We start from the raw sequence: 25,503 nt of genomic DNA, 5'->3' as shown, positions 1-25,503 counted from the left end.
GCAAATGAAAAAAACAATTATTTTATTCTTTACATTAGCTATTGCTCTTTTTTCTTTAACTTCGATTGTCTCTGCTGTTAGTAACGAAGTGCCGGAAGATGTGAAAAAACAAGTAGAGGCAGATTTTGAAAATTATAAAGTTTCATTAAATAATGACAGAGAAAATTTCGGCCTATCAGTAGAGGATGATGCTTTGAGTTCTGTTTTGGGAGAAGGACAGCCATATTATGTTGTTTCAAAAGACTTCCTTGACGGAAATAATGCACAATTGTTTACATTTTCAGGATATATTTTCCCTATAAATGTAGGATCAAAATCAGCTGGGATCGTTTTTGCAGTGCAACAAGATGGCGAATGGAAAGTTGATAGTATTAAAAATGACATCACATTGGGTCAAGATATTCAGAACAATATAAGTAGTTTTGGAAAGTCAAATCATTTTTTGGTATATGATCAATCTTTTCGTCTAGTTGCCCTCACTGATGGTGCGGAAAGTTTTATGTCCCTTAAAAATAATAACATGATGGGTATAAACAAGAATGATGCAATTGGTATAAAGGAAATTGGAGAACAAATTAAAGCTGCTTATGAGATCAACAAACAACATACTGAAACAAAGTCGGGGACAGGTGGACCTTCCATCGCTTCTGAAAATCCAAAACAAACTAGTTCTCCTATTCAGCAATTAACTTATATTATTATTATTGGCTGTGCTGCTGGAGTACTTATTTTATTTGCTCTTATAATCCAAAAAAACAGAAAACGTGAATAGCTCTAAAAGGATGCCTTCAAGCTGAGAAAGTTAAGTTAAAATTATGAAAAAGTTACTTTCCAATGTAAGGCCGCTTGCTTTTTTTGTGTATGAGTGTTAATTTTAAAATCATCGGATATTTATCAAAAGTTAGGCGGTATTACAAGCAACATGTTCTAAGAGAGACCACAACTGAATACGCGAATCCTTCGGGGCAGGGTGAAATTCCCTACCGGCGGTGATGGACGCGGTTGGACGCCTGACGGCGCGACTGCGGACTTAGTCCGTGACCCGGATGTACCTTGCGGTATATGCGGTGGACCTGGTGAAAATCCGGGACCGACAGTATAGTCTGGATGGGAGAAGGAGAGAAGGCATGAATCTATGATTATTGGATTTTTGCCGGACAGAGCAATCGGCTGCGATATGTGTTGTTTTTCACAAAGTTTCTGGCGGGCCTGTGTATTTGCGTATGCACAGTTCATCTGCTTTTCTTTGGGTTAGGCATCATGAATCTTGTTTGCCTCTGTCCATGTATATTGACTCCCGTCAACGATGAAACCCTGTTTGGATTTATTGGAAATCCGAACAGGGCTTTTTGCTTTTCTTAGGGGTTATTCGGCCGATAGGGAAAGATGAAAGGAAGACGATGGACAGGAGGCGAAAACTTGGAAAACATCAATGATGACTTCTATATGTCGCTGGCATTGGACTTGGCCGAACGTGCTCAGGGGCAAACGGGGATTAATCCCGTTGTCGGCTGCGTCGTCGTGAAAGACGGGAGGCTGGTCGGCGTAGGCACGCATCTCGAACGGGGGACGCCCCATGCCGAGGTACACGCGCTGAACATGGCGGGCGGGAATGCCGCCGGCAGCACGGTGTATGTCACGCTCGAACCCTGCAGCCATTATGGAAGAACGCCGCCTTGCAGCGAGCGGATAATTTCCGAGGGCGTCAAACGGGTGGTGGTGGCCGCGGAGGACCCGAATCCCCTGGTTGCCGGGAAAGGGATTGCCATGCTGCGGGCTGCCGGAATCCAGGTCGATTCGGGGGTACTGGGCGAGCGCTCAAGAAAATTGAACGAACCGTTCATGAAGTACATCACGACAGGCAAACCATACGTCACCCTTAAGTCAGCGACCACGTTGGACGGCAAAATCGCCACGAAAACCGGAGACAGCAAATGGATATCCAACGAAGCGGCAAGGGAGAGGGTCCATACGCTTCGCCATCGGCATCAGGCGATCATGGTGGGCGTGTCCACGGTGATCGCCGACGATCCGCAGCTGACCACGCGTTTGCCGGTGGAGGGTCTGAACCCGATTCGCATCGTCGTCGATTCCAAATTGAGAATTCCGCTGAAGAGCAGACTGCTTCGAGATGGGGCCGCTCCCACGATCATTTTGACGACGGAGCAAGGGGACCGCGATAAATTGAAAGCTTTGGAAAGCCTCGGGGTTGAAGTTTTATGCTGCGGCAAGGGACCGCGTGTTGATCTTCAGGAGGCGATGGCCCTGCTTGGACAAAAGGAGATTGCCTCGATCCTGCTGGAGGGAGGAGGTACGCTGAACGGCTCGATGTTGGAAGAAAAGCTGGTGGACCGGATCATTCTCTTTATGGCCCCCAAGATCGTAGGGGGATTAGGCTCGCCCGCGAGTTTTGCCTTTGCCGGGGTTGAGCGAATGAGCGAAGCCATCGTGCTGGAAGATCTAAACATCGAGACATTGGACGATAATATATGTATTTCCGGCGTTCCCGTATGGAAAAGCGACGTTCCCCGGTCCGATGGATATGACAGTAAACCGAAAAATCATTCATATAAACTGCTGTAAAGGAGGAAACGACAAATGTTTACGGGACTAGTGGAAGAGATCGGCGAAATGCGCCAAGTCAGCCGGAAAGGGGAGGCCATGGTTCTTGCGATTTCCGCCTCGCGCATTATGGATGATCTTCAGCTGGGAGACAGCGTTGCCGTTAACGGCGTATGTTTGACCGCTACCTCGATCGTAAACGGATTGTTCACCGTTGACGTGATGCCGGAAACGTTCCGCAGCACGAATCTGAGGGAGCTTCGGGCCGGCAGCAAGGTCAATCTGGAGCGGGCCATGGCTGCCGGAGGACGATTCGGCGGCCATATCGTGCAGGGCCATGTCGACGGAACGGGAACGATTCGCAGCATTCGCCCTTATCAGAATGCCGTCGTTTACGAAATAATGCCTGCGGATCCGGACATGTTCAAATACATCATCCCGAAAGGCTCCGTAACGCTGGACGGCATCAGTCTTACGGTAGTGGACACAAGCGAGACCGCGTTTACGGTTTCCATTATCCCGCATACTCTGGCGGAGACGGTGCTAGCCTTCAAGTCGCCGGGAGATACGGTAAACATTGAAAACGACATTTTGGGCAAATATGTGGACCATTTGCTTCGCTACGATTCCCAAGGGGCTGGCAGCAGGGCAGCGGGCAAAACCATTAGCAAAGAATACCTGGCGGAACACGGTTTTGCGTGAAGCTCTTAATCCGGGCACAGGTTAAAGGAGGAAGTTATTGATGGATGACCGATTTGCATTCAGTACCATAGACGAAGCAATACACGATTTGAAACTCGGCAAGGTAGTCATCGTCGTTGACGATGAGGACAGGGAGAACGAAGGAGACTTTGTAGCCCTCGCCGAAAAAGCGACCCCTGAAGTTATCAACTTCATGATCACGGAAGGAAGAGGATTGGTATGTCTGCCGATGACGCAGGCAAGAGCACAGGAACTGGACCTGAAGCCGATGGTTGCCCAAAATACCGATTATCACGGAACGGCCTTCACGGTATCCATCGACCATAAAGATACGACCACTGGCATTTCCGCTTATGAACGGTCTTTGACGGTACAAGGGATCATGGACCCCGAATCCCGGCCTTCCGATTTCCGGAGACCGGGGCATATGTTTCCGCTCATCGCCAAAGAGGGCGGCGTGCTGCGCCGGGCAGGGCATACGGAAGCGGCCGTGGATCTCGCCCGCATGTGCGGCTCCTATCCGGCCGGCGTCATCTGCGAAGTCATTAAAGAAGACGGCACCATGGCCCGCCTGCCCGATCTCGTCGAGATCGCCCGGAGGTTCGACCTTAAGCTGATCAGCATCAAGGATATGATCCATTACCGGAACGAGAAGGAAAAGCTCGTCAACCGGGAAGTATCCGTCCGGATGCCGACGGATTTCGGCGTATTCCAGGCGGTGGCTTACACCAACGATGTGGACAACAAAGAGCATGTCGCCCTGGTGAAGGGTGATATTAACGGGGATGAGCCGGTGCTGGTCCGGGTGCATTCCGAATGTCTCACCGGCGATGTGTTTCATTCCCACCGCTGCGACTGCGGCCCGCAGTTTGAAGCGGCTCTACGTCAGATTCATGAGGCCGGAAACGGCGTCCTGCTGTACATGCGACAGGAAGGGCGGGGCATCGGCCTGATTAACAAGCTCAAAGCCTATAAACTTCAGGAAGAGGGACTGGATACGGTGGATGCCAACCTGAAGCTCGGATTCCCGGCCGATCTTCGCGATTACGGGATTGGCGCGCAAATCTTGAAGGACCTCGGGATCCGCAAAATCCGTCTCTTGACAAACAACCCGCGCAAAATCAAGGGCCTTGAAGGTTACGGGCTGGAAGTGGTCGAGCGGGTGCCGATCCAGATGCCTGAAAATGAAGACAATACCAGTTATCTGCACACCAAGCAGGCAAAGCTTGGCCATATGCTGACGTTCGACGACATCGAGCAGAATGAAGAACAAAACCGCTAAATTCAGGCAAAACCCATGAATTGAATAAACCCTATCCCAATTTGAAAGGCTGATGACCATTATGGCAAATTATTTTGAAGGCAATCTCGTTTCCGAAGGATTAAAATACGGGGTCGTTGTAGGACGCTTTAATGAATTTATCACAAGCAAGCTGCTGGGAGGCACGCTGGACGCGTTGAAGCGACACGGGGCCAAGGACGAGGAGGTCGATGTGGCCTGGGTTCCCGGGGCTTTCGAAATCCCGCTGATCGCCCAAAAAATGGCCGAAAGCGGCAAATACGACGCGATCATTACGCTCGGAACCGTCATCCGCGGATCCACGACCCATTACGACTATGTATGCAACGAGGTGGCTAAAGGCGTGGCGGCGATTAACCTGAAAACCGGAGTGCCTACGATTTTTGGCGTCGTCACCACCGAGAACATCGAGCAGGCGATTGAAAGGGCCGGAACGAAAGCCGGGAACAAAGGCTGGGATGCCGCCATGGCTGCGATTGAAATGGCAAACTTGACGAAACAGATAAAATAGTGCTTATTTAATGTAGTGCCCTTTTTTAGGGTACTGCATTTTATTTTTGTGGCGGGAGGATTTACCGTGAGCGTATTGTACAAGCTGGAGACGTTTGAAGGACCGCTGGATCTGCTGCTGCATCTGATCGATAAAGCGGAAATCGACATCCAGGACATCCCCGTCAGTGAGATTACCGAACAGTATATGGCTTATTTACAGAGCATGCAGGAGCTGGAGCTGGAAATCACAAGCGAATTTCTCGTGATGGCGGCCACCCTGCTTTCTATTAAAAGTAAACTTTTGCTGCCTAAACCTCCGGTTATCGAGATGGACGAATTTGATTTTTACGAAGAGGACGATGTCGATCCGAGAGCGGAACTCATTCAAAGGCTAATTGAATACCGCAAATATAAGGGAATCGCCCAGCATCTTCATGAAAAGGAATGGGAGCGAAGCCTGATTTATTCCAAGGAACCGGAGGACCTGTCTCCCTTTATGCCTGTGGTGGAGGAGAACCCGGTACAGGGGCTTCATGCCTCCGATTTGATCGCCGCTTTTCAGAGAGCGCTCAGCAAAGCGGTGAAACGCACTTCGTATGCCCGGATTCAGCGGGATGAGATATCGGTCAAGGACCGGATACGCGAAGTCGTGAATACGCTCGAAAGCATCGGGCCGGGAGGCAGGGTGCTGTTCTCCAAACTGCTGCATGAAGAAATGGTAAGGCATGAGATTGTCGTTACCTTTTTGGCGATCTTGGAATTGATGAAAATGAAACAAATCTGGTGTTTTCAAGAGAAACTTTTTGACGACATCGTTATGGAGTGGAGAGGGGAAGAAAGGTTTGATGGATTTTCCGAAGTTGAAATCGATTATTGAGGGCCTGCTGTTTTTATCGGGCGAGGAAGGGTTGACGGTCAAACAGTTAACGGAAATTACCGAGCAGCCCGGGGACCTGATCGCGGATGCGCTTGAGGAAATGAAAAGGGATTGCGAACAGGAGCACAGGGGGATTCAAATCGTTCAAATCGCCGGCAGCTACAAGCTGGCGACGCTGGCGGAGCATGCGCCTTACTTCGAAAGGCTGGCCTACTCACCATCCCGTTCCTCGTTGTCTCAGGCAGCGCTCGAAACCCTTGCCATCGTGGCTTACCGGCAGCCGATCACCCGCGTGGAAATCGAGGAAATCCGGGGCGTAAAAGCCGAACGGGCGATTCAAACGCTGACCAATAAAGGCTTGATTGAAGAAGTGGGACGGGCCGAAGCGATCGGCAGGCCGATATTATACGGTACGACGAAATCATTTTTGGATTATTTCGGCTTGGCCACGATTAAGGATTTGCCGGAACCCTCCCAGTTTGAGGGGGATATGGACAGCCTGGAAGAAGAAACGCAGCTGTTGTTCGACAAGCTGGACGGCCAGCAGCTTACTTTTGACGATGTAGAATAGTTTTTCATCAAGAACCGGGGGAAATCCCCGGTTTTAATTGTGTCCTCTTTAGGCGGACAAGGAATGGTTTTGGTTTGTTTCGTCAATTGTGTCGAATCATTTATCGGAATATTTGCCATACTAAGCCAGAAGGTTGTTAAACATGTTCTGGGGGTTACCGTATGAGGCTTTGGCTTGTTCTTGGAATACTTGTGCTCCTTCTGATCGTTCTTTTGCTAATCCTTGTGATGGCATCATCGATCACCGTCCGGATGAATCTCGTGCTGCGGAGCCGGGAACATCATGCCATGGTACATATCCGGCTATTGTATGGGCTGATCGATAGACGCTATGAGTTTCCGTCCCGCATGGAAGAGACCGGGATGGAAAAAGAAGAGGATGGCACGACCATGGGTTCACATGGGAATGCGAATATTGAGGACGGAACCGAACAGAAAAAAAAGGACCGGCAAAAGCTTGGTTTCAAGGACTTTAAACTTCTGGTCCGGGCGACGGACGGACTTAAAGATTGGCTGATCGACACGATGTCCAAGGTGAAATTATCCGGCATCCTGTGGTCTTCGGATGTAGCCTTGGATAATGCAGCCGAAACCGCCGTTGCGGCGGGGGCGTTATGGGGCGTCAAGCATACGGTGCTGGGATGGCTTTCCTACCATTTAAAAATGAAATCCGTTCCCGAGCTATACGTCAATCCCGATTTTAACGGCCCGCCGCAGTTTTCCACTACGTTTCACTGCACCGCCAAAGTGTCCGTAGCCAAAATGATGATGGCCGGCTTGGGGCTTTTGATTCGAGTCCTGAAGGTAAAGGGCGGGATCAGGATATGGAGAAATACGCTCAGCAGGGAGCTCTCCTAGCAGGGTTTTCCGATACCGCAGCGAATAACATAGCTAGAAAAGCACATAAAGAGCGAACACATGAATTCGCTCTTTTTTGTCGTGCTTTTTGGATTCCATAAAATCTACGGAACCTTTTTAGGCCGTGAGTGATCATACAGGTGAAAACACGAAGAGAGGGGGAGGGAAGTTGAATGACAGGGAATGGTTTGAAACGTTTTGGCCGCAGGTATACCGAATGTGCCGCTACATGTTGAAAGAGGCGTCAGAAGCCGAAGATGCCTGCCAAGAGGTATTCGTGAAAGCACTGACAGCAGACAGAACGCAAATCCAAGACATGAAGCCGTGGCTCATGCGGATCGCGGTCAACGAATGCAATAAGCGTTTGAAGCGAAGAAGCATCGGCCGCAGCAAGGAAATGCTTCACTACGTATTATCTAGGCCCCTGCCCAGCCAATCCACGGAAGATATCGTGGAGCGGAAGGAAACCGCCGAAACGTTTGCGCATTTGTTATCCAGGCTGCCTGCAAAACTTCGTATGGTCATTGTCTTGAGGTTTTCGGCAGATATGACGCTGCAGGATATTGCGGGAACGCTTAACGTTCCGGTTGGAACCGTAAAATCAAGATTGAACCGAGCAATAAGCATGCTGCGGAAATTGGCGGATCAGGACGGCGTTTTATTTTGGAAGGAGGATGAAAAGCATGGGGCGAATCGATCAAAGCGAATTGAAAAAAATATTCGATAAGAAGTTTGAGGACGAACCATCGACGCAAAAGATGTGGCAGCGCATCGAATCTAAACTAGGCGACAAGAAAACAAGCATCATTTTATCCGATGATGGAAAGCGCAAGGGCGTAGCTAGAAAGAAATGGGTCCCGGCTTTCGCTGTCAGCTGCTGCCTGGTTTTAACGACGGTTCCCGTGTTGGCTTCCGTCAATCTGGATTGGGGCCAGCTTTTCGGAGGTGGGCGGGCTGCATCCGCGATTGAAGAAGGATTCGGCCAGCAATACAACCTGGTCGAACAAAGAGACGGAGCTTCGATGACCCTGCACGGCGTGGTGACGGACAGCTCGAACATGAAAGCACTGCTATCCATGGATGTGCCGGGTATGCCGGATTACGATGTGGTTGATTTGAAATCGGTCATTCTCGAAGATCACGCGGGCGATTCCCAACCAATGAACGGATATCTGACAAAAGACAAAACAAGCGGACAATTGCTTGGCATTTACCAACTGAAGGACGAACTGCAAAACAAACAAAAGACCTATACGCTCAAAGCCGAAGATTTGACTTTTTACAAATATAAAAACCTGCCTATTGAGTGGGATGGACAGACTTTAAATGAAAACATAGAATTGGGTTCCAGTTTGTATCCCTCCATTCGGATCAAGTCCGTAACGTATCATAAGGACAAAGCGGCAATTCGTTATGCGGTTTCTTCTTCCCTTCCATCTGCGTCCGAAAATCTCGATCCGAGCTTGCAATTATCGCTTGATGGAAAAGTGGTGAAACCCGTGAACAACACGATGCTACCGCCGGAAAACGATGATCTTTTGTTCGAAAAGGTATATAACCTCACGAAAGATCAGCTGCAAAAAGCAAAATTCTCTTTCTCTTTCCTCGAGGAAAACGAACGGATTAAACAAACGTGGTCATTCAAATTCGAAGCGGATGGAAAAAAGGCCAGCCAAGCGATCTATACAAAAATACAGACGGCTAATGAAGAATTGTTGGACAAAGCGGCAATTACCCTAAAACAGTTGAACATAACCCCGCTCTCCATCGAAATTCCTTTTGCCCAGGAACAAAAAATCGAAGAAAACGTAAGTTACCGCGATATTAAGCTAAAAGCCGGAGACCATACCATTGACGGAGGATTTTCTTTCAGGCAAAAGAAAGGGGAGTATGACACGAAGGCCCCCATGTTCCTTTTCGAATCCCCGAAATGGTTTGCGGACTGGTCGGGTGTACCCATGAAACTGATGCTGAGCGATGCCGAAGTTACGCGGCGGGATCTATCCCGCAACTGGACGCCGCTTCCCGAGCCGTCCAAAGATAAAAAACAGGCCGTGCTCCGCATGGATGAAGGCTTTGACATTACTTACACCTATTACAGGGACGGCAACGATTTGATTATAGAGTCGGAATCGGCATCCGAAATTTTTAAAGGAATCAGCCAGTCCACCTTGCGAATCGGCGGTTCGGACAAACCGATTTATCCGGAAATGAATCCCGGGGGACCGGAACTGTTCGGCAAGAGAATCGAAAGATACAAAGATATCCCGAGCGATGCCAAAGTGTCCATCAATCCAGGATTTTACGTGTATAAAGATAAGAGCAGGAATGTCGAGGTTGAATTAAACAAGAAGTAAAAACGGTTAGAGACGCAAAAGACGCCCTTTGGGGCGTCTTTTTTGCAACGTTGGGGCAACGGCGTCTTATGCGCTCACCTTCCTCACGACGCCATCCGTTTTCACGTCATCCTTGGGCTTTTTGGATTCAATGGATGAATTTGAAAATGGGTTAACCCCCAGGTTCGCACATAGTCCTTTTTATTTCGGGGATGATAAAGGAAGATAGGACTTAGCTTAATTCAGAAATGGGAGGAATAATCATGTCAGATCACCCGATTCAGGGCTTAATGCAGACGGCCATGGAAAACATCAAAGCCATGGTCGACGTGAACACCATCGTGGGAGATCCGGTCAATACGCCGGACGGCAGCGTCATTCTGCCGATCAGTAAAGTAGCCTTCGGTTTTGCCGCTGGCGGAAGCGACTATAATACGAATGTTGACCAAGGCGGCGGCGGCCGAATGGGCGGCGGTGCGGACGGGCAACAAGGGCATCAAGGGAATCAGCAGTCCCTTCCTTTCGGCGGCGGCAGCGGCGGCGGCGTTTCCATAAGACCGATCGCTTTTCTGGTCGTCGGCAGCGAAGGCGTGCATATCGTGCCGCTGGATAACCAGACCCACCTGTTTGAACGCCTGATCGACGCAACGCCTTATCTGCTCGAACAAATCCAAAGCATGTTTCAAACCGGGAACAATGCGCAAGGCTCATCCCAATCCCAGCAATCGCAACCCCAGCAATCGCAATCCCATTAACTAGGCACGAAAGATCCCTTCCGCTTCAGACGGGAGGGATCTTTGTCTTTTCGGAAGTTCCTCATTTTGGCCGCCTCGGGATTTCGGTTTTTTAGGTCGGACATACCCTGAAGCATGTCTGCATATACTTGTACAAGATTTCAGATTTCGGAGGACAAAAAACCATGAAACAAATGAACAATCGACCCGGGTGGTTTTTTATATGGTTAACGGTATCGGTGCTTCTTTTCGGCATTGGGACGCCCGTCTCCGCGGTGGAAACCGATCCCGCAAACAGGCCGGTCCTGCCGATGCCACCGGAGAATCATGCCCAGGCAGCCGCATTGATCGATGTTACCTCGGGCCGTCTGCTTTACAGCAAACAAGGCGATGAACGAATGAGGATCGCGAGTCTCACGAAGGTGATGACCGCCATTGTGGCCATTGAACACGGCAATCTCAAAGACCAGGTGGAAATCGGAAAAAATGCTTTTGCCAAAGAGGGGTCTTCTTTATTCCTGAAGCTTGGGGAAGAGATGTCCCTGGAAAATCTGCTGTACGGCTTAATGCTCCGGTCCGGGAATGATGCCGCCTCCGCCATTGCCGAGCATGTCGGAGGTTCCGAGGAGGGCTTCGTTTTAATGATGAACGAAAAAGCGGCTATGCTTGGTTTAAGCCGTACCCATTTTATGAATCCGCACGGCCTGGATCACGACGATCACTACTCCTCCGCCAACGATTTGGCGAAACTGACGGCTTACGCGCTGAAGAATCCGACTTTCCGGGAAATCGTGAAAACGCCTGTGAAAAACGCTCCGAACCCCAATGAAAAATGGGATTACAAATGGAACAACAAAAATAAAATGCTTCGTTTTTACGAAGGAGCCGATGGGGTCAAAACGGGTTATACCAAAAAAGCCTTTCGCTGTCTGATCAGCTCCGCCACACGGAACGGTCAGCAGCTTGCCGCGGTTACCCTGAATGACGGGAATGACTGGGATGATCATGCCAAAATGCTGGATTACGGGTTTGCCCACTTTCCATTAAAGCAACTCTGGGAAAAAGGCCAAAAAATTCAAGGATATTCGTTAGTCACCGGAAAGGCTTTTTCGTATGCCTTGGCCGAAGGGGAAGAGGAACGGCTTGTAAAAAAGCTCATTTTGAACAAGCCGGCCGTTCCGGACTTGAGTTTTGGACACAGGGGTTATCTTGAAATCGCGCTGGACGGAAACGCGATCGCCAAGGTGCCGGTATTCGAGGAAGGAAGCCGCCTGCCGGAAGAGTACCCATTCGGTACGGCCGATAAGCAGTCTTCGGCTGCGGGGTATGAAAGGCTGACATTTTGGCAGGCGGCAGGGCGGATTTTTAAAATGATGCTCGAAGGAGGAAGCTGAATATCTTGGATGATCTCTGGGCTGTAAAGAGCCTTGGATCGAGGGAACGGGGGAGAAGATATGATCAATGTAATATGGATGGGGATGATCCTGGTCGGTTTTTTGTTTGCCGCAGCAAACGGGAATATAGACGCTGTGACGAAAGCGGCTTTCGACGGGGCGCAGACCGGTGTAACCGTCTCTTTCGGATTAATCAGCATACTTGTCTTCTGGCTTGGGATGATGCGGCTGGCCGAGGATTCGGGGCTGCTGGCTAAGGTCGCAAAATCGATGGGGCCGGTTGTCCGTTTTCTTTTTCCGGATGTGCCCAAGAACCATCCCGCCATGGGGTACATATTGTCCAACATGAGCGCGAACCTGTTCGGACTTGGCAATGCCGCCACCCCGATGGGGATCAAAGCCATGCAGGAACTTCAAAAGCTGAACCCCGACAAGGAAACGGCCACGCCGGCCATGTGTACGCTGCTTGCGCTGAATACGGCAAGCATTACGATTATTCCGACGACCCTAATTGCGATCCGGATGAACTATCAATCCGCAAATCCGGCGGAAATCGTCGGAACAACGCTTATGGCGACCGCGGTTGCCACCCTGGCGGCCATAGCTGCCGACCGCTGGTACCGAGCGGTGACCATTCGCAGGACCAAGCCGCCGGGTGCCGGAAGCGGACTCGCGGCCCATGCCTCCGGGAAGGGTGAGGCCGGGTGCTGAGCTGGATAAATACCATTTCTGCATGGTCGATCCCCGTCATCATCGCTTTTATACCGTTGTTCGCGTACACAAGGAAAGTTCCGGTTTATGAATCCTTTGTGGATGGGGCGAAGGATGGTTTTTCCACGGCGATATCGATCATTCCGCACTTGGTCGGCATGATGGTGGCCATCAGCGTTTTTCGGGCATCGGGTGCGTTGGAATTTATGGTGGGCTGGACGGCACCGTTCCTGCAATGGCTGGGCGTGCCAAGCGAGATTTTGCCGCTGGGGCTGCTTCGGCCGCTGACGGGAACCGGATCCTTGGCATACACGACGGAGTTGATCCGCGCCCACGGGCCCGACTCGATGATCGGGAGGATCGCCTCAACCATTCAAGGAAGCACGGATACCACGTTATATGTATTGACCGTTTATTTCGGTGCGGTAGGAATCCGCAATGGACGCTACGCTTTAAAGGTCGGTTTGTTTTCGGACGTGGTCGGTTTTGTGGCGGCCATCGCGGTATGCCTGTTTGTCTTCGGATAATCTCTTTTTCCTGAAAACTTGGTATGCTAAGATTGCATTTATGCTTGCTTCACCTTCTCGGTAAACTCCGTTGTCCGCCTCAAAGGACGATGGAGTTTTTGCTTTTGTACCTGTTGCAAATGCCCATACCATCCTGAACCTCCGGCATAAATTGTTGCATTCATAACTTCTTTAAAGGGGTGGGGATATGGAGTTCGAAGGGTTTGTTATACACCATACCGCCTGCAGCAAAGAGGGGGAGGAGCAGTGGGACTTCACGGTTTGCAAGGACAGCTCGGTAAAAGCCTCGTCCACGCTGAAACACCCGGAATATATTCACATTTGCCTTGAAGGGGACTTTAACCGGGATTACGACATTTTGACGCCCGGCCAGAAAGAACAGCTTTTTACCGCCAGCAAAATCATCGTTGAAATGTCCCGTCTTTATTCCATTTCCCCGCTTCTTCTGTTCCCGCACGCCGATTCTTGCCCGGGAATTCATTTTCCCTGGAATGCGCTTGTGATTTATCCTGTCGATGGGTATCATTAAGATGAGGTGACCTAACGAACATGGAGAGATTGCAAAAAATTATGGCACAGGCCGGAATAGCATCCCGCCGCAAGTGCGAGGAACTGATTCTGGAAGGCAAGGTGCAGGTAAACGGGGAAACCGTGACCGCGCTTGGAACGAAGGCGGACCCCGATGAAGATATCATTACGGTGAACGGCAAACCGATCAAGAACGAGAAAAAGGTTTATGTCATGCTGAACAAACCGAAAGGCGTCATCACGAGCGCTTCCGATCCCGAAGGCCGCAAAATCGTATCGGATTACCTGAAAGGAATAAAGGAACGGGTATATCCGATCGGCCGGCTGGACTACGATACGGAAGGCCTTTTGCTGCTTACGAACGATGGCGAGTTTGCCAATCTATTGAGCCATCCGAAGTACCACGTCCCCAAGACCTACCTGGCGACCGTCAAGGGGGTTCCGCATGGTACGGAACTGGACAAACTCCGGGCCGGGATCATGCTGGAGGACGGGATGACTTCCCCTGCCGAAGTGGAATACAAGGACGTCGATCCGGACAACAAGCAGTCCGTTATTTCGATTACGATTCACGAGGGACGGAACCGTCAGGTCCGGCGGATGTTCGAAGCGATATCCCATCCGGTTATCCGGCTGAAGCGGATTTCATTCGGCGATTTGCTGCTGCAAAACCTGAAACGCGGGGTTTACCGCCATCTGACCCCGGATGAGATCAATACGCTCCGGCAGATGGCCCAGTCGGCAAAACCGGCGGGGGAACAACGGAAGAAACGTTAAAAGCTGACACATAATATTCAAATTGGCCTGCGGCGTTTATGACAAATTTCGTTATAATTGTTCATAGGATGTTCACACCTGTTGCTAACGATATGATGAATGTCATAGAAAGGATGCTGCTTCGTAATGGGCAAATCGAAAAAAACGGTACAAATCATCATACTGCTGATCGTTGTTTTACTCGGCGCTTATGCTGTGGTGACCGTGGCGATGGGGAAGGACGGGGTGCCTAAGGTCGGAGACCAGGCCCCTGATTTTCAGCTGCTTGGCATGGACGGCAAGGTTCACAGCCTGAAGGAGTATGACGGTAAGGCCAAGGTCATTAATTTTTGGGGAACCTACTGTCCGCCATGCGTAAGGGAAATGCCCGCGCTCCAAAACCAACGGGAAAAGTGGGAGAGCCAGGGAGTGGAAGTGATCGGCGTCAATGTCGGGGAAGACAAAATGACGGTGGAGAACTTTGTTGCTCAGACCGGCGTGAAGTTCCCAATACTGATGGACCCGGATCGGGATGCGGTAAGCCGCTATAAGGTGGGGGCGATGCCGGCAACCTATTTTGTGTCGTCCAAAGGCGAAATCGTTAACATTAAGATCGGAGAGCTGGATTTAAACACCCTTGACAATCAAATCGAACAGTTGGTGAATGCCAAATGAGTCAAGGATCCCAGCCGTTAATTCAGAATACGAAATGCGAATGCGGGCATCAGAATCCCGTCGGTACCGTACTCTGCGAGGCTTGCGGCAAACCGCTGACGGAAGAGGCCGCTTCACAGCAGATTCTCGAAATGCGCTATGACGGCGTGGCAAGGCGTTCGCAAAAAGCGGACCCGGGCGTATAGACCGGGTTTGGAATTTTTTCTCCTCCGTCAAGGTGGCTATCTATTTAATTGTATTTACGCTGATCGGCTCCATGCTGGGCACCATTTACCCGCAGGAAAGCACGTTTCTGAACATTGACCCGTCCGTCTATTATAAACAGGAATATGGACAGCTGGGACATATCTATTATTTGCTCGGACTCTCCCATACATATTCTTCGTGGTGGTTCGTGCTGCTGCTTGTCATGATCGGCGCATCCCTCGTCATCTGCAGTTTGGACCGGGTGCTGCCGCTGTATAAAGCCCTGAGCAGACAGCGCATTCCCAAACACATGTCCTTCCTGACGCGCCAGCGCGTGACGTATCAGGCGGAAATCGAAGGCGACGGAGCGGATTGGGTCGAGCGCGTTAAACCGTTGATCCGCAAAAAAGGATACCGTGTCCGTACCGATGGCGGTACCCTGCTGGCGGAAAAGCAGCGTTTCAGCCGCTGGGGGCCGTACGTGCTTCATATCGGCCTGATCGTCTTTCTTCTCGCCGTGCTGGCAAGGGGACTGCCGGGACTTCATATGGATGTTCATCTCGGTTTTCCGGAAGGGGAAGCGAAGAAAATCCCGGATACGAGTTTTTACCTGAAAAATGACGGATTCACCGCGGAGTTTTACACGGAAGAGGACATGCCCGACGAGTTTAAAGGCAAGGGCAAGGTCCTTGCCAAAAAATTCGAAACCAAAGCCATTCTTTACATGTGCGAGGAAAACTGCGGATTGGGGCAGGAACCGAAGCTGAAAGAAGTGGCCCGCCATAATATTCAGGTCAATGATCCGCTGAACTACGAAGGCCTAAAAGTTTATCAGTTCGATTACGATTTGACGCCCACCATTCGTTCCGTGTCTCCCGTATTGGTTAATGCGGAGACAGGGGAAGAGTACGGAAAGTTCAAATTGAACATCAGGGACCCGCAGCGAGAATATAAAGTCGGTCCTTATGAGCTGACGCTAACCTCCAAGTATTCCGATTTTGGCTTGGACGAAAACGGGAAGCCTGCCAATATGTCCTCCAGTCAAAACGCGCCCGCATTTTTGTTCCAGATTCATGGTCCGAACCTGCCGGAAAGCGGCGTGAAGTATTTTTATTTTCCGAAGCAAATCGATAAGGAGCGCTTCCAGCAGGATGAGTTGAACAAGCAGCTTGCCGGCGGAACCATGCTGTTGAACCTTAACGTGAAAAGCATGGATGACGTCGATTTATCGGAATCCACCACCTTCCTGAACGTACGTGTCGATAAGGCTATGCCATTTATTTGGGTAGGCGCGGCCATTGGAATGTTGGGACTGATTATGGGATTTTACTTCCAGCACCGCCGGATATGGCTTCGCATCGATAACGGCATGCTTACGCTCGGAGCGCACACCAACAAGAACTGGTTCGCTCTGCGCCGGGAAATATCGGCTGTGCTCAAGCAGATGAACATCGAAGTGGACGAGAAGTCACTGGAAAATAACAGGGGGATCAAACCATGAAGCTTGTGGAATTCAGCAGCGACGCCTTTATCGTTGCCTTTTTTCTGTATTGTTTGGCGTTTACCTTTTACGGCGTCGCCGTCATGGGGAAGCGGTTTAGAAAACGCGAGCCGGAGGCCCATGTGGCCAAGTGGGGCAGGATCGCCTTTTTTACCGCTGCAATTGGCCTGATCGGGCATTTGGTTTACTTCTTTACCCGCTGGGCCGGATCCGGTCACGTTCCGGTAAGCAACATGTACGAGTTCATGACGTTTCTGTCCATGGCTATCATGATTGCATTCGTCGTTCTTTATTATCTTTATAAAAAGTCTTTGCTGGGATTGTTCGCTTTGCCGCTTGTTATCCTGATCATGGCGTATGCCGCCGTCTTTCCGCAAGAGGTTCAGCCGCTCATCCCGTCGCTGCAATCTTACTGGCTCGGCATTCACGTAACGCTGGCCGCGCTGGGCGACGCTTTTTTTGCCGTAGGTTTTGTGGCGGGCATCATGCATCTGCTGCGTACCGTCAACTTCGGCGGTTCCGATAAAACTTCGCGCCGCGAACAGCGCTGGCTGGAGTTCTGCATGTTCATGGTCGTCGTCCTGATCGGGTTCATTGTCTCGGTATACGGCTTCCGCTCCGGAGGTTACCATGCTGAATTTACCCAGACTAATATTGACCCTTCTACAGAAAATAGTAAAATAGTTAAAGTGGAATATGACATGCCGCCGCTCGTCGCTCCCTACAATAGCGAAACCGTCAGCATGCAGCCGTTCCTCGGCATGAAGTCTCCGTTGTTTGAAGCGCCTGCATGGATGCACGGCGTCAATGCGGGCCGCAAATTCAACACGGTCGTCTGGTCGGTCCTGAGCGGCGTGATCCTGTACGGATTGCTCCGGCTTGTCATCCGCAGGCCGCTGGCCAAGGTTATCCAGCCCGCTTTGAATCGATTGGATCCCGACGATCTTGACGAGATCAGCTACCGAGCCATCGCCATCGGTTTTCCGATCTTTACGCTTGGCGGTTTGATCTTTGCGATGATCTGGGCAGAGGTTGCCTGGGGACGGTTCTGGGGCTGGGACCCGAAAGAGGTATGGGCTTTGATTACCTGGTTGTTCTACAGCGTATACCTTCATCTGCGGCTTTCACGCGGATGGCAGGGCAAAAAGTCTTCCTGGCTTACCGTGATCGGATTTATTGTCGTCATGTTTACGCTGGTAGGCGTTAACCTGATTATTGCGGGGCTCCATTCCTATGCCGGAACGGACTAATCTTAATAAATTGCAGAACAGATGATTGATAAATCAGAAGGGTCCTCTTTGTTGCAATTGGGGACCGCTTTTGGTTTTCCCTACGACGATGAAGGAGTTGTTACCGATGTCAGAGCAAGGAAATCGCATCCTGGTAGTTGATGATGAAGAGCGTATTAGGCGTTTGCTAAAAATGTATCTCGAAAAGGAAGGGTATGAAATCGATGAGGCGGAGGACGGCGAAACTGCCCTTCGCAAAGCCACTTCCGAGGATTATGGCCTAATTCTTCTGGATGTAATGCTTCCCGGAATCGACGGTGTGGAGGTATGTTCGCGCCTGCGCCAAATGAAATCGACCCCGATTCTGATGCTGACGGCCAAAGGCGAGGAAATCAACCGCGTGCAGGGCTTTGAAGTGGGTGCCGACGATTATGTGGTGAAGCCTTTCAGCCCGCGCGAGGTCATATACCGGGTCAAAGCGATTTTGCGCCGTTCTTCGGCGACCGCCTATTTGTCCAAGGAAACGAATTCGAGCAACAGTATCGTATTTCCGCACCTGGTCATCGAGCATGATGCCCACCGGGTGACGGCGGGAGGACAGGAGATCAATCTGACGCCCAAAGAATATGAGCTTTTGCATTATTTGGCCTCGTCGCCGGATAAGGTTTTTTCACGGGAAGAGTTGTTGAAAGATGTTTGGAATTATGAATTTTTCGGAGATCTCCGCACCGTGGATACTCACGTAAAGCGTCTTCGTGAAAAACTGAACAAAGTATCGGCAGAAGCGGCCGCCATGATCACGACCGTTTGGGGCGTCGGTTACAAGCTGGAGGTTCCCAAGTAAGTGAACTTCTTGAGATCGCTCGTCGGCAAGCTGTGGATTACCATTACATGCCTGGTTGCTTGCGTCCTGCTGACGCTCGGACTGTTCTTACTGCCGTATATCGATACCGTATTCGCGAATTCCGGCGACATTAAGAGGCTGTTCACCTATGTGGCCATCATCGGTTTCTCGATGACGACCTTTTTCGGTTTGTTTCTGTTGACCAAAATTACCCAACCGATGCAAAAGCTGATCCAAGCGGCAAACGATATTCGTAAAGGCAGATATGACATTCGCCTTAATCTCGTGACAAGCGACGAGATTGGGGAATTGGCCAACACCTTCAATCATATGGCTGCCGAACTCGAAAAAACGATCCGCAGCCTCAATGATGAAAAGGAGCATTTGTCGAGCGTGCTGCGAAGCATGAGCGATGCGGTTATAACATTCGACAATAACGGGGATGTCATACTGGTCAACCCTCCCGGTCAGGAGGTTATGGAAACCTGGCAGGGCCTTAAATGGGATGAGGATGTAGAAGGCGGCGGATGGGCTGCCGAAGTCATGCCGGAACCGCTGATCGCTTTATTTTATAAAACCATGAATGAAGGAAAAGACCAGAGTGCCGACCTGCATGTCAAACAGGATGTTTGGGAGGCCTCTATGGCGCCGCTTTATTCCGGCAACGTCATCCGCGGAGCGGTTGTTGTGCTCCGGAACATCACGGAACAGGTGAAGCTGGAGAAGATGCGGACGGATTTTATCGCGAACGTATCCCATGAAATCCGGACGCCGCTCTCCATGATGCAGGGATACAGCGAGGCCCTGCTTGACGGGATGGCAGCTTCTCCGGAAGAAAGCCAGGAGCTCATTCAGGTCATCCACGAGGAATCGCTTCGAATGGGCAGACTGGTGAAGGATCTGCTGGATCTCACCCGAATGGAGGCCGGACACGCGGAGCTGATGCTTCGCGGAATGGATGCGGGAGAACTGTGCGAACGGGTTTACCGAAAATTTGCGGTGCGTGCCAAGGAGCAAAACATCGAGCTGCAGTTGCAGCGCCTCGCTTCTAACCTTACCCTGGAGCTGGCTGACGAAGATAAACTGGAACAGGTGCTGACCAATTTGTTGGATAACGCTTTCAGGCATACCCCATCCGGGAAAAAGATCAGCATTACGGTCGACCGCATTAAGCTTCAATCCGGCGCTGCCGTGAAATTTGTCGTGTCGGACCAAGGAGCGGGAATCCCTCCGGAAGACGTGCCTTTTGTGTTTGACCGTTTCTATAAGGCCGACAAAGCACGGGTTCGCGGGGAATCGGTTGGGACGGGGATCGGCCTGGCTATCGTTAAGAACATCGTGGAGTCCCACAAAGGGTCGATTACCGTGGACAGCAATGTAGGCGAGGGTACCGAGTTTACCTTTGTCATTCCGGCTGAATCGGTAAAATAACTTCAAATATTTACAAAATGCCAAAAAACACTTCCTGCTTGGGGGGTGTTTTTTGTTGAACGGTAAACTTTAATCTTGTTCTACGTGGAACATATTTACCAGCAGGGACGGATATAAGTAGAAGAACCCCCATGCCGTAATGGTTCTTAAAACGGCAGGGGGTTCTTGGGAAAAAATACGGGGATTAGGACAGAACGATTTCTTGGGCCGTATTCACGTCGCTCAAGCCCGCCAATTTGATCAGTACATCCTTCGGCACATCTTTATCGACGGTGAGGAACATGATGCTTCGCCGCCGATGACTTTGCGTCCGACCTGCATGGAGGCGATGTTCACGTTGTTTTCGCCAAGGAGCGTACCCACGCGGCCGATGATGCCCGGTTTATCGTTATGGGAAATGAGAATCTGGTTCCCCTCAGGAGCGATGTCCACAGGGAACTTGTCAAGGCGAACGATCCGTTCTCCGTAACCGTGCAGCAGAGTGCCGGCTACAAGGCGTTCACCGCCGTTCTGCGTTTTGAGCGTGACGGTGACCAGATTCGTGAAACCTTTTGTTTTCGGCGCCTGGGAAACGGCAACATGCAGATCCCGGTTCTTTGCCAGATGCATGGCGTTGACGATGTTTACCTCATTGCCCAAATGACGTTCCAGAACGCCTTTTACAATATAGCGCGTCAGCGCTTGCGTATCCACTTCCGCAAGTTCGCCGGCATAATCCACATGGATTTCATTCACCGCTTGAGCCGTAATTTGGGCCGCGGCGCTGCCCAGCTTTTCACCCAGCGGGAAGTAAGGCTGGAGCTTGTTCATCACGTTGGCCGCTACCAGCGGGAAGTTCACGGCATTTTTGAACGGCTCGTTCCGGAGGATATGGAGGACCTGCTCGGAGACGTCGATAGCCACGTTTTCCTGTGCTTCTACCGTTGATGCCCCCAGGTGAGGGGTCACGATGACTTTCGGATGTGACAGGAACGGATGATCCGCAGCCGGAGGCTCGTGTTCAAATACGTCAAAGGCCGCTCCGGCAACGATGCCTTCATCGATGGCCTCGACAAGCGCATTCTCGTCAATGATGCCGCCGCGGGCGCAGTTAACGATGCGCATGCCTTTCTTCATCACTTCGAATTGCGGTCTGGCGATCATATGGCGGGTTTCCGGTGTCAATGGCGTATGAACCGTAATGAAATCCGCATTTCGGATGATCGTGTCGACGGAAGCGAGTTTGACTTCCAATTTGCCGGCACGCTCTTCGGTCAAAAACGGATCGTACGCAAGGATGTTCATGCCGAAAGCTTTGGCGCGTTTGGCAACTTCGCTTCCGATCCGTCCCATCCCCATAACGCCGAGCGTCTTGTTGCGAAGTTCGACGCCGAGGAAGGACTTGCGGTCCCATGTGCCGGATACCGTTTTGGCATAGGCTTGCGGGATATGGCGGGCCAGGGCAATCATCATGGCAAAGGTATGCTCTGCGGTCGTGATCGTATTGCCGTCCGGCGCATTGATGACAACGATGCCCCGTTTCGTAGCGGCTTCCAGGTCGATATTGTCGACTCCGACGCCTGCGCGGCCAACGACCTTCAGGTTCGTCCCGGCGTTCATAATTTTTTCAGTGACGCGGGTCTGGCTTCTCACCAGAAGCGCATCGTAATTGCCGATGATGGCAGTGAGCTCGTCTTCGCTAAGCCCTGTGTTTTTGTCTACCTGCACGTCGGCGGCATCCATCAGCTGTTGAATGCCCAAGTCGCTGATCGGATCCGATACCAAAACTTTAAACATGGTTTCTCTTCCTCCTCATTAACGCTTAACTTTATGTTCTTGCAAATAGAATAAGGATTGCGCCGTTAGCGCATTCCGTTATACCCCTGAAAAGGCGCCGCGGTAAAGCGGCAAAGGGAAAAGCCTACAAAAAAACTCCCGATCCGCATACTACTTCCGTAGTAAGGGACGAGAGTCATTCGTGGTGCCACCCTTATTCGCTGCCACAGCCGGCAGCCTCAAATGGCCTGATCAGGCCATGATTGGTAACGGATATCATCCGACTACGCCTACTGATTTCAGCGCAATATCTCAGGATCGCTCAAGGTTGCTTATCGCCGCCGATTTTCACCAACCATCGGCTCTCTGGGGGACGTTGGAAGCATCTTGTTTCCTTCATCGGTTTTTGTCGATTAATTTTTTCATAATGTACCACGCACGTTTCATCGTGTCAATAGGTTTTTGTTACGGCTTAAAGGCCGATTGAGGTGCAAGGTAGATGCCCGCGCCTTGTAATACGGGGGTTTTATTTGCTATGATGCATATGCCACCTTATTTTCGACTGCCGGAGCAAGCCTTTTCATTTTCATACCAAACTTATGGGGATTATTAATAATTACGTTATACAACATTGAAGACAGGCAGGCCTACATGAAAAAATTCAAAATCAAGATTAAAAAAATTGAACCGCATCAACTAACCGACCGGCTGCTGCTGATCAATCTGTACCTGACCCAGGCAATTACGCTCGTTGTCGCTTTGGTGTGGATTTTGTTCCAGCAGCGAAATCCCATAAAGTTGCTGGCGCTGCCGCAGGACGGCAACTTTGCGTTATGGGGACTCGGCCTGGCTATGACGATGCTCGTCATCGATCTGATTCTGTCCCGGGTCGTGCCTGAAAACAGCATGGACGACGGCGGTATCAACGAGATGCTGTTCAGGAACAGGCCGGTATGGCACATCGTCCTTATTGCATTCATCGTTTCCGTATGTGAGGAGCTTTTGTTTCGGGGAGCCATTCAGCATGCGTTCGGACCCTATTGGACTAGTATTTTGTTTGCGGTTATCCATGTGCGCTATTTAAGGCACTGGATACCGACAGGATGGGTCTTTTTAAGCAGTTACGGCCTAGGTTATATCTATTTGGAGTCCGGCACGCTGTGGGCCCCGATTATGTGTCATTTTCTGATTGATTTGATATCGGGCATGGTGATTCGTTTTCGGAGGAAGGAAGACAATGAGCGAGCTTAGCAGAATGGAGAAACATCGGAGCCAACAAAAAGGCCGGAAAAAACAGAAAAAAGCGGCGGCAGGCAGTAGGGCGGCGGGTCATCAAGCATCAACGGCGCCAAGAGGCCGATCCGGTACCGGAAACCCGGCAGTTTCGCGGTCGGGAAGAAGCGTTAAAAGCCCTTCGGCAAGGTCCCCCCGCGACGGGGACCGTCCCGTTCGGTCGAGATCTGTCCAATCCGGAAAAAATGCTTCGAAAGAACAGTCCACGCCCTTAAGATCAAAAACGTACACGTCGCAGCGGGTTAGAATGAGCAAATGGTTCGTGAACTCGTTGATCATTCTTTTTATCTTGTTGATGGCCGGCTTGCTCGTTTGGGGGCTGATCGGTGCACCGCCATTGGAGGAAATCATTTGATGGAATGGATGGGGGCAGGAGCGGCTATCATCATGCTCGGAATTCTGGGCCGGATGATTTTCGAGGCTGCCGGATACCGCGTCAGGCAAGAAATCGTTGAATCGGGCAAGATCCCGGCTGCTTTTGATGGGTGCAAAATCCTGTTTATAACCGACATTCACCGGCGTAAACTGTCCGAGCGGAAGTTGAGGGCAGCCGTGCCCCAAGCCGACCTTGTGCTGGTGGGCGGTGATTTGACGGAGAAGGGCGTCCCTGAATCGCGGGTACGCAGCAACATGGGGGTGCTTGGCCGCCTGGGACCGGTTTATGCCGTACTGGGAAACCACGACCTTAAAGCAGGGGCGCGCAGGGTTGAAAGGATTTTGGAGCAGAGCGGAGCTTTACTGTTAAAAGACAAAAGCGTGGTTTTAACGAGGAACGGCGAGTCCTTGGTCATCAGCGGTCTGATGCAGCCGTTGTCGCGCAATCATTCGTATAGTTCTTTTACGGGCCGTGCAAGGAAAGAACAGTTTCACATCATGCTTGTCCACGATCCCATATGGATCCGGGGCAAAAAGAAATGGAAGGCGGATTTGATTCTTGCCGGCCATACGCATGGGGGCCAAATCATTTTACCGCTTCTGGGGCCCGTCCGGCTGGAGGGCTTTTATCAAACCTATGGGGCGGGGTGGTTTACCCTTGAAAGGAACAAGAAACCGGAGGAACAGGTGCGGCTGCTAATCAGCCGGGGGTTTGGAACTTCGCACATTCCGCTTCGTTTCGGGTGCCCTTCCGAGCTTCACCTTATCACGCTGAACAAAACGCCTTAATCCATGTTTACCGCTGCAAGCGGAACGGGATTAAGGCGTTTTTGCTATCCTTATCTCATCGAAGGCTCGATATTGCGGGGGTCGACAAAACGGTAGCCTTTCTTCTCCATTTTGGTCAGTAGTTTATCCAGCGCCTCCACCGTCCAGGGCAGCTCGTGCATCAGGATGTTGCTGCCCGGGTGAAGCTGCTCCATCACGTTATTAATAACGGCTTCCGGATTATTTCTGCTCTTTCTCTCCCAATCCAGGGAGCCGTTTGACCAGGTCATAAACAAAAGATCGTTGTCATTGGCTATTTTCTTCACCGTGTCTCCCCCGGACCCGAACGGCGGACGGAAAAACTTAGGCTTCTCCCCGATGGTGTCCAGAACGATTTTTTGAACGTCTTCAATTTGTTTTTTGGCCTTGGCCGGGCTTTGCTGTTTCAGATCGATATGATCCCAGCTGTGATTGCCGATGATCTGTCCGCGATCGTGGATCAGCTTCAGCAAATCGGGATTCTGCTTGACACGGTAGCCGTTAACAAAAAAGATGGCTTTGGCCTTATGTTTGTCCAACGTGTCGATAAGTCCGTTGATCATTTTTTTATCTTTCGGGCCGTCATCAAACGTGAGCAGCACGACTTTTTCCTCGATGCCGTCATCGTTCGGAACGATATTGTAAACCTTGTTCATATGGTATTGCGGTTCGGCCGCGGTTTTCTTTCCGTCTTTCCGACCGCCTTGGGAAGCGGCCGGCTTATCGCGCTTGTCCCCGCTTTGCCCGGCGTTTACGCCGGATGTTTTCGATTCCATACCGTCGTTTCCCGCTTTGCCTCCCGAGCTTCCCGCCGTTTCTTTGCCGGTTTCGTTAATGGGCGCCTTTTCCTGTCCTGCAGGTTTGTTGTCGCCGGCCGCCGCTTGGGAAGATTCCCGGGATGAAGGCTGTTCCTTCACGGTTTCTTTCTGCCCGCAGGCTCCAAGCAAAAGGCTGGCTGCGAGAAGCAGCGCTGTTGTTTTTTTAACCATGATTCCATCTCACTTTCCTGTATTTATGCCGCATGAGTTTGCGATCGCCCGAGAACACTAGTCATGAGTTT

The 25,503-nt window shown here is 50.9% G+C and carries 24 protein-coding genes, 2 pseudogenes, 1 riboswitch and 1 other annotated feature; of the genes and pseudogenes, 24 read left to right on the top strand and 2 right to left on the bottom strand.

The genetic code is table 11. The annotated features are described in order from the left end of the window. The first annotated feature begins 4 nt into the window (after window positions 1-4). From XI25_RS21505 to XI25_RS21405, 21 genes and pseudogenes are all read left to right on the top strand, one after another. A complete protein-coding gene (locus XI25_RS21505; protein ID WP_046680173.1) occupies window positions 5-772 on the top strand; it encodes a hypothetical protein in 768 nt (255 codons plus the stop codon). 180 nt (window positions 773-952) lie between these two features. Next, window positions 953-1,123, top strand: a riboswitch (FMN riboswitch). Window positions 1,124-1,419: 296 nt separating this feature from the next. Beyond that, window positions 1,420-2,583 carry a bifunctional diaminohydroxyphosphoribosylaminopyrimidine deaminase/5-amino-6-(5-phosphoribosylamino)uracil reductase RibD gene (gene ribD, locus XI25_RS21500; RefSeq protein WP_046680172.1) on the top strand — a complete coding sequence of 388 codons (1,164 nt, stop codon included), beginning with the start codon at window positions 1,420-1,422 and terminating at the stop codon, window positions 2,581-2,583. A 15-nt stretch (window positions 2,584-2,598) separates the two neighbouring features. Further along, on the top strand, window positions 2,599-3,264 hold the full coding sequence (gene ribE, locus XI25_RS21495) for a riboflavin synthase (protein ID WP_046680171.1): 666 nt from the start codon (window positions 2,599-2,601) through the stop codon (window positions 3,262-3,264). 40 nt (window positions 3,265-3,304) lie between these two features. Further along, complete coding sequence (locus XI25_RS21490; protein WP_046680170.1) at window positions 3,305-4,546, top strand: bifunctional 3,4-dihydroxy-2-butanone-4-phosphate synthase/GTP cyclohydrolase II; 1,242 nt, start codon at window positions 3,305-3,307, stop codon at window positions 4,544-4,546. A gap of 61 nt (window positions 4,547-4,607) precedes the next feature. Continuing rightward, window positions 4,608-5,075, top strand: a complete 468-nt coding sequence (gene ribH, locus XI25_RS21485) for a 6,7-dimethyl-8-ribityllumazine synthase (RefSeq protein ID WP_046680169.1) — start codon at window positions 4,608-4,610, stop codon at window positions 5,073-5,075. 66 nt (window positions 5,076-5,141) lie between these two features. Beyond that, window positions 5,142-5,933 (top strand): segregation and condensation protein A, encoded by a 792-nt coding sequence (locus tag XI25_RS21480; protein WP_046680168.1) that lies wholly within the window; start codon window positions 5,142-5,144, stop codon window positions 5,931-5,933. Then, window positions 5,902-6,504 carry an SMC-Scp complex subunit ScpB gene (scpB, locus tag XI25_RS21475; protein WP_046680167.1) on the top strand — a complete coding sequence of 201 codons (603 nt, stop codon included), beginning with the start codon at window positions 5,902-5,904 and terminating at the stop codon, window positions 6,502-6,504. Before XI25_RS21480 ends, scpB begins: the two co-directional genes overlap by 32 nt. Window positions 6,505-6,665: 161 nt before the next feature. Continuing rightward, on the top strand, window positions 6,666-7,361 hold the full coding sequence (locus XI25_RS21470; protein WP_046680166.1) for a DUF2953 domain-containing protein: 696 nt from the start codon (window positions 6,666-6,668) through the stop codon (window positions 7,359-7,361). 169 nt (window positions 7,362-7,530) lie between these two features. After that, the gene (locus XI25_RS21465; RefSeq protein WP_046680165.1) at window positions 7,531-8,088 is read left to right on the top strand and encodes an RNA polymerase sigma factor; all 558 of its coding nucleotides are present in this window, start codon (window positions 7,531-7,533) and stop codon (window positions 8,086-8,088) included. Then, window positions 8,045-9,718 carry a DUF4179 domain-containing protein gene (locus XI25_RS31550; RefSeq protein WP_052759707.1) on the top strand — a complete coding sequence of 558 codons (1,674 nt, stop codon included), beginning with the start codon at window positions 8,045-8,047 and terminating at the stop codon, window positions 9,716-9,718. The genes XI25_RS21465 and XI25_RS31550 overlap by 44 nt, the downstream gene beginning before the upstream one ends. A gap of 242 nt (window positions 9,719-9,960) precedes the next feature. After that, on the top strand, window positions 9,961-10,452 hold the full coding sequence (gene ytfJ, locus XI25_RS21455) for a GerW family sporulation protein (RefSeq protein WP_046680164.1): 492 nt from the start codon (window positions 9,961-9,963) through the stop codon (window positions 10,450-10,452). 290 nt (window positions 10,453-10,742) lie between these two features. Then, entirely contained in the window at window positions 10,743-11,825 is a 1,083-nt protein-coding gene (locus tag XI25_RS21450; protein ID WP_235440097.1) for a D-alanyl-D-alanine carboxypeptidase family protein, read from the top strand. A 60-nt stretch (window positions 11,826-11,885) separates the two neighbouring features. Continuing rightward, window positions 11,886-12,536, top strand: a complete 651-nt coding sequence (locus XI25_RS21445; RefSeq protein ID WP_046680163.1) for a nucleoside recognition domain-containing protein — start codon at window positions 11,886-11,888, stop codon at window positions 12,534-12,536. After that, window positions 12,530-13,063, top strand: coding sequence for a spore maturation protein (locus XI25_RS21440; protein WP_046680162.1), 534 nt, complete (start codon window positions 12,530-12,532; stop codon window positions 13,061-13,063). Before XI25_RS21445 ends, XI25_RS21440 begins: the two co-directional genes overlap by 7 nt. Window positions 13,064-13,250: 187 nt before the next feature. Continuing rightward, window positions 13,251-13,592 (top strand): hypothetical protein, encoded by a 342-nt coding sequence (locus XI25_RS21435; protein ID WP_046680161.1) that lies wholly within the window; start codon window positions 13,251-13,253, stop codon window positions 13,590-13,592. A 20-nt stretch (window positions 13,593-13,612) separates the two neighbouring features. After that, window positions 13,613-14,368, top strand: a complete 756-nt coding sequence (locus tag XI25_RS21430) for a pseudouridine synthase (protein WP_046680160.1) — start codon at window positions 13,613-13,615, stop codon at window positions 14,366-14,368. A 126-nt stretch (window positions 14,369-14,494) separates the two neighbouring features. Then, window positions 14,495-15,022, top strand: a complete 528-nt coding sequence (locus tag XI25_RS21425; protein WP_046680159.1) for a redoxin domain-containing protein — start codon at window positions 14,495-14,497, stop codon at window positions 15,020-15,022. Further along, window positions 15,019-16,709: pseudogene (gene resB, locus XI25_RS21420) on the top strand (cytochrome c biogenesis protein ResB). The gene XI25_RS21425 and the pseudogene resB overlap by 4 nt, the downstream one beginning before the upstream one ends. Beyond that, a complete protein-coding gene (ccsB, locus tag XI25_RS21415) occupies window positions 16,706-17,959 on the top strand; it encodes a c-type cytochrome biogenesis protein CcsB (RefSeq protein ID WP_046680158.1) in 1,254 nt (417 codons plus the stop codon). Before resB ends, ccsB begins: the two are co-directional and overlap by 4 nt. A gap of 106 nt (window positions 17,960-18,065) precedes the next feature. Further along, on the top strand, window positions 18,066-18,782 hold the full coding sequence (locus tag XI25_RS21410; protein WP_046680157.1) for a response regulator transcription factor: 717 nt from the start codon (window positions 18,066-18,068) through the stop codon (window positions 18,780-18,782). Then, window positions 18,783-20,213, top strand: a complete 1,431-nt coding sequence (locus tag XI25_RS21405) for an ATP-binding protein (RefSeq protein ID WP_046680156.1) — start codon at window positions 18,783-18,785, stop codon at window positions 20,211-20,213. It begins immediately after the preceding gene. 184 nt (window positions 20,214-20,397) lie between these two features. On the opposite strand, the pseudogene serA reads toward XI25_RS21405, so the two are convergent. Next, a pseudogene (gene serA, locus XI25_RS21400) lies at window positions 20,398-21,989 on the bottom strand (phosphoglycerate dehydrogenase). A 161-nt stretch (window positions 21,990-22,150) separates the two neighbouring features. Then, window positions 22,151-22,377 (bottom strand) — a binding site (T-box leader). 242 nt (window positions 22,378-22,619) lie between these two features. Here serA and XI25_RS21395 point away from each other — a divergent pair. The 3 genes from XI25_RS21395 to XI25_RS21385 are packed head-to-tail and all read left to right on the top strand — an operon-like array spanning window position 22,620 to window position 24,425. Further along, complete coding sequence (locus tag XI25_RS21395) at window positions 22,620-23,219, top strand: CPBP family intramembrane glutamic endopeptidase (RefSeq protein WP_046680155.1); 600 nt, start codon at window positions 22,620-22,622, stop codon at window positions 23,217-23,219. Then, the gene (locus tag XI25_RS21390) at window positions 23,206-23,616 is read left to right on the top strand and encodes a hypothetical protein (protein WP_046680154.1); all 411 of its coding nucleotides are present in this window, start codon (window positions 23,206-23,208) and stop codon (window positions 23,614-23,616) included. The genes XI25_RS21395 and XI25_RS21390 overlap by 14 nt, the downstream gene beginning before the upstream one ends. Then, window positions 23,616-24,425: a metallophosphoesterase gene (locus XI25_RS21385; protein WP_052759706.1), complete on the top strand. Its 810-nt coding sequence runs from the start codon at window positions 23,616-23,618 to the stop codon at window positions 24,423-24,425. The genes XI25_RS21390 and XI25_RS21385 overlap by 1 nt, the downstream gene beginning before the upstream one ends. A 50-nt stretch (window positions 24,426-24,475) precedes the next feature. Here XI25_RS21385 and XI25_RS21380 read toward each other — a convergent pair whose 3' ends face one another. Next, window positions 24,476-25,432: a polysaccharide deacetylase family protein gene (locus XI25_RS21380; RefSeq protein ID WP_046680153.1), complete on the bottom strand. Its 957-nt coding sequence runs from the start codon at window positions 25,430-25,432 to the stop codon at window positions 24,476-24,478. Window positions 25,433-25,503 lie beyond the last annotated feature (71 nt).

The organism is Paenibacillus sp. DMB20 (genome assembly GCF_000987955.1).
GTDB lineage: Bacteria > Bacillota > Bacilli > Paenibacillales > Paenibacillaceae > Paenibacillus_AQ.
Note: the sequence above shows the minus strand (reverse complement) of the source record. Positions and strands in the feature narration are given on the sequence as shown.

Excerpts from the sequence above, each read along its gene's own strand:
- ribH (WP_046680169.1), top strand. The coding sequence starts at position 4,608 with ATGGCAAATTATTTTGAAGGCAATCTCGTTTCCGAAGGATTAAAATAC.
- XI25_RS21410 (WP_046680157.1), top strand. The coding sequence starts at position 18,066 with ATGTCAGAGCAAGGAAATCGCATCCTGGTAGTTGATGATGAAGAGCGT.
- scpB (WP_046680167.1), top strand. The coding sequence starts at position 5,902 with ATGGATTTTCCGAAGTTGAAATCGATTATTGAGGGCCTGCTGTTTTTA.
- XI25_RS21395 (WP_046680155.1), top strand. The coding sequence starts at position 22,620 with ATGAAAAAATTCAAAATCAAGATTAAAAAAATTGAACCGCATCAACTA.
- XI25_RS21505 (WP_046680173.1), top strand. The coding sequence starts at position 5 with ATGAAAAAAACAATTATTTTATTCTTTACATTAGCTATTGCTCTTTTT.
- ytfJ (WP_046680164.1), top strand. The coding sequence starts at position 9,961 with ATGTCAGATCACCCGATTCAGGGCTTAATGCAGACGGCCATGGAAAAC.
- XI25_RS21445 (WP_046680163.1), top strand. The coding sequence starts at position 11,886 with ATGATCAATGTAATATGGATGGGGATGATCCTGGTCGGTTTTTTGTTT.
- XI25_RS21380 (WP_046680153.1), bottom strand. The coding sequence starts at position 25,432 with ATGGTTAAAAAAACAACAGCGCTGCTTCTCGCAGCCAGCCTTTTGCTT.
- XI25_RS31550 (WP_052759707.1), top strand. The coding sequence starts at position 8,045 with ATGGGGCGAATCGATCAAAGCGAATTGAAAAAAATATTCGATAAGAAG.
- XI25_RS21450 (WP_235440097.1), top strand. The coding sequence starts at position 10,743 with ATGCCACCGGAGAATCATGCCCAGGCAGCCGCATTGATCGATGTTACC.
- XI25_RS21470 (WP_046680166.1), top strand. The coding sequence starts at position 6,666 with ATGAGGCTTTGGCTTGTTCTTGGAATACTTGTGCTCCTTCTGATCGTT.
- XI25_RS21430 (WP_046680160.1), top strand. The coding sequence starts at position 13,613 with ATGGAGAGATTGCAAAAAATTATGGCACAGGCCGGAATAGCATCCCGC.
- ccsB (WP_046680158.1), top strand. The coding sequence starts at position 16,706 with ATGAAGCTTGTGGAATTCAGCAGCGACGCCTTTATCGTTGCCTTTTTT.
- XI25_RS21385 (WP_052759706.1), top strand. The coding sequence starts at position 23,616 with ATGGAATGGATGGGGGCAGGAGCGGCTATCATCATGCTCGGAATTCTG.
- ribE (WP_046680171.1), top strand. The coding sequence starts at position 2,599 with ATGTTTACGGGACTAGTGGAAGAGATCGGCGAAATGCGCCAAGTCAGC.
- XI25_RS21435 (WP_046680161.1), top strand. The coding sequence starts at position 13,251 with ATGGAGTTCGAAGGGTTTGTTATACACCATACCGCCTGCAGCAAAGAG.
- XI25_RS21490 (WP_046680170.1), top strand. The coding sequence starts at position 3,305 with ATGGATGACCGATTTGCATTCAGTACCATAGACGAAGCAATACACGAT.
- XI25_RS21390 (WP_046680154.1), top strand. The coding sequence starts at position 23,206 with ATGAGCGAGCTTAGCAGAATGGAGAAACATCGGAGCCAACAAAAAGGC.
- XI25_RS21425 (WP_046680159.1), top strand. The coding sequence starts at position 14,495 with ATGGGCAAATCGAAAAAAACGGTACAAATCATCATACTGCTGATCGTT.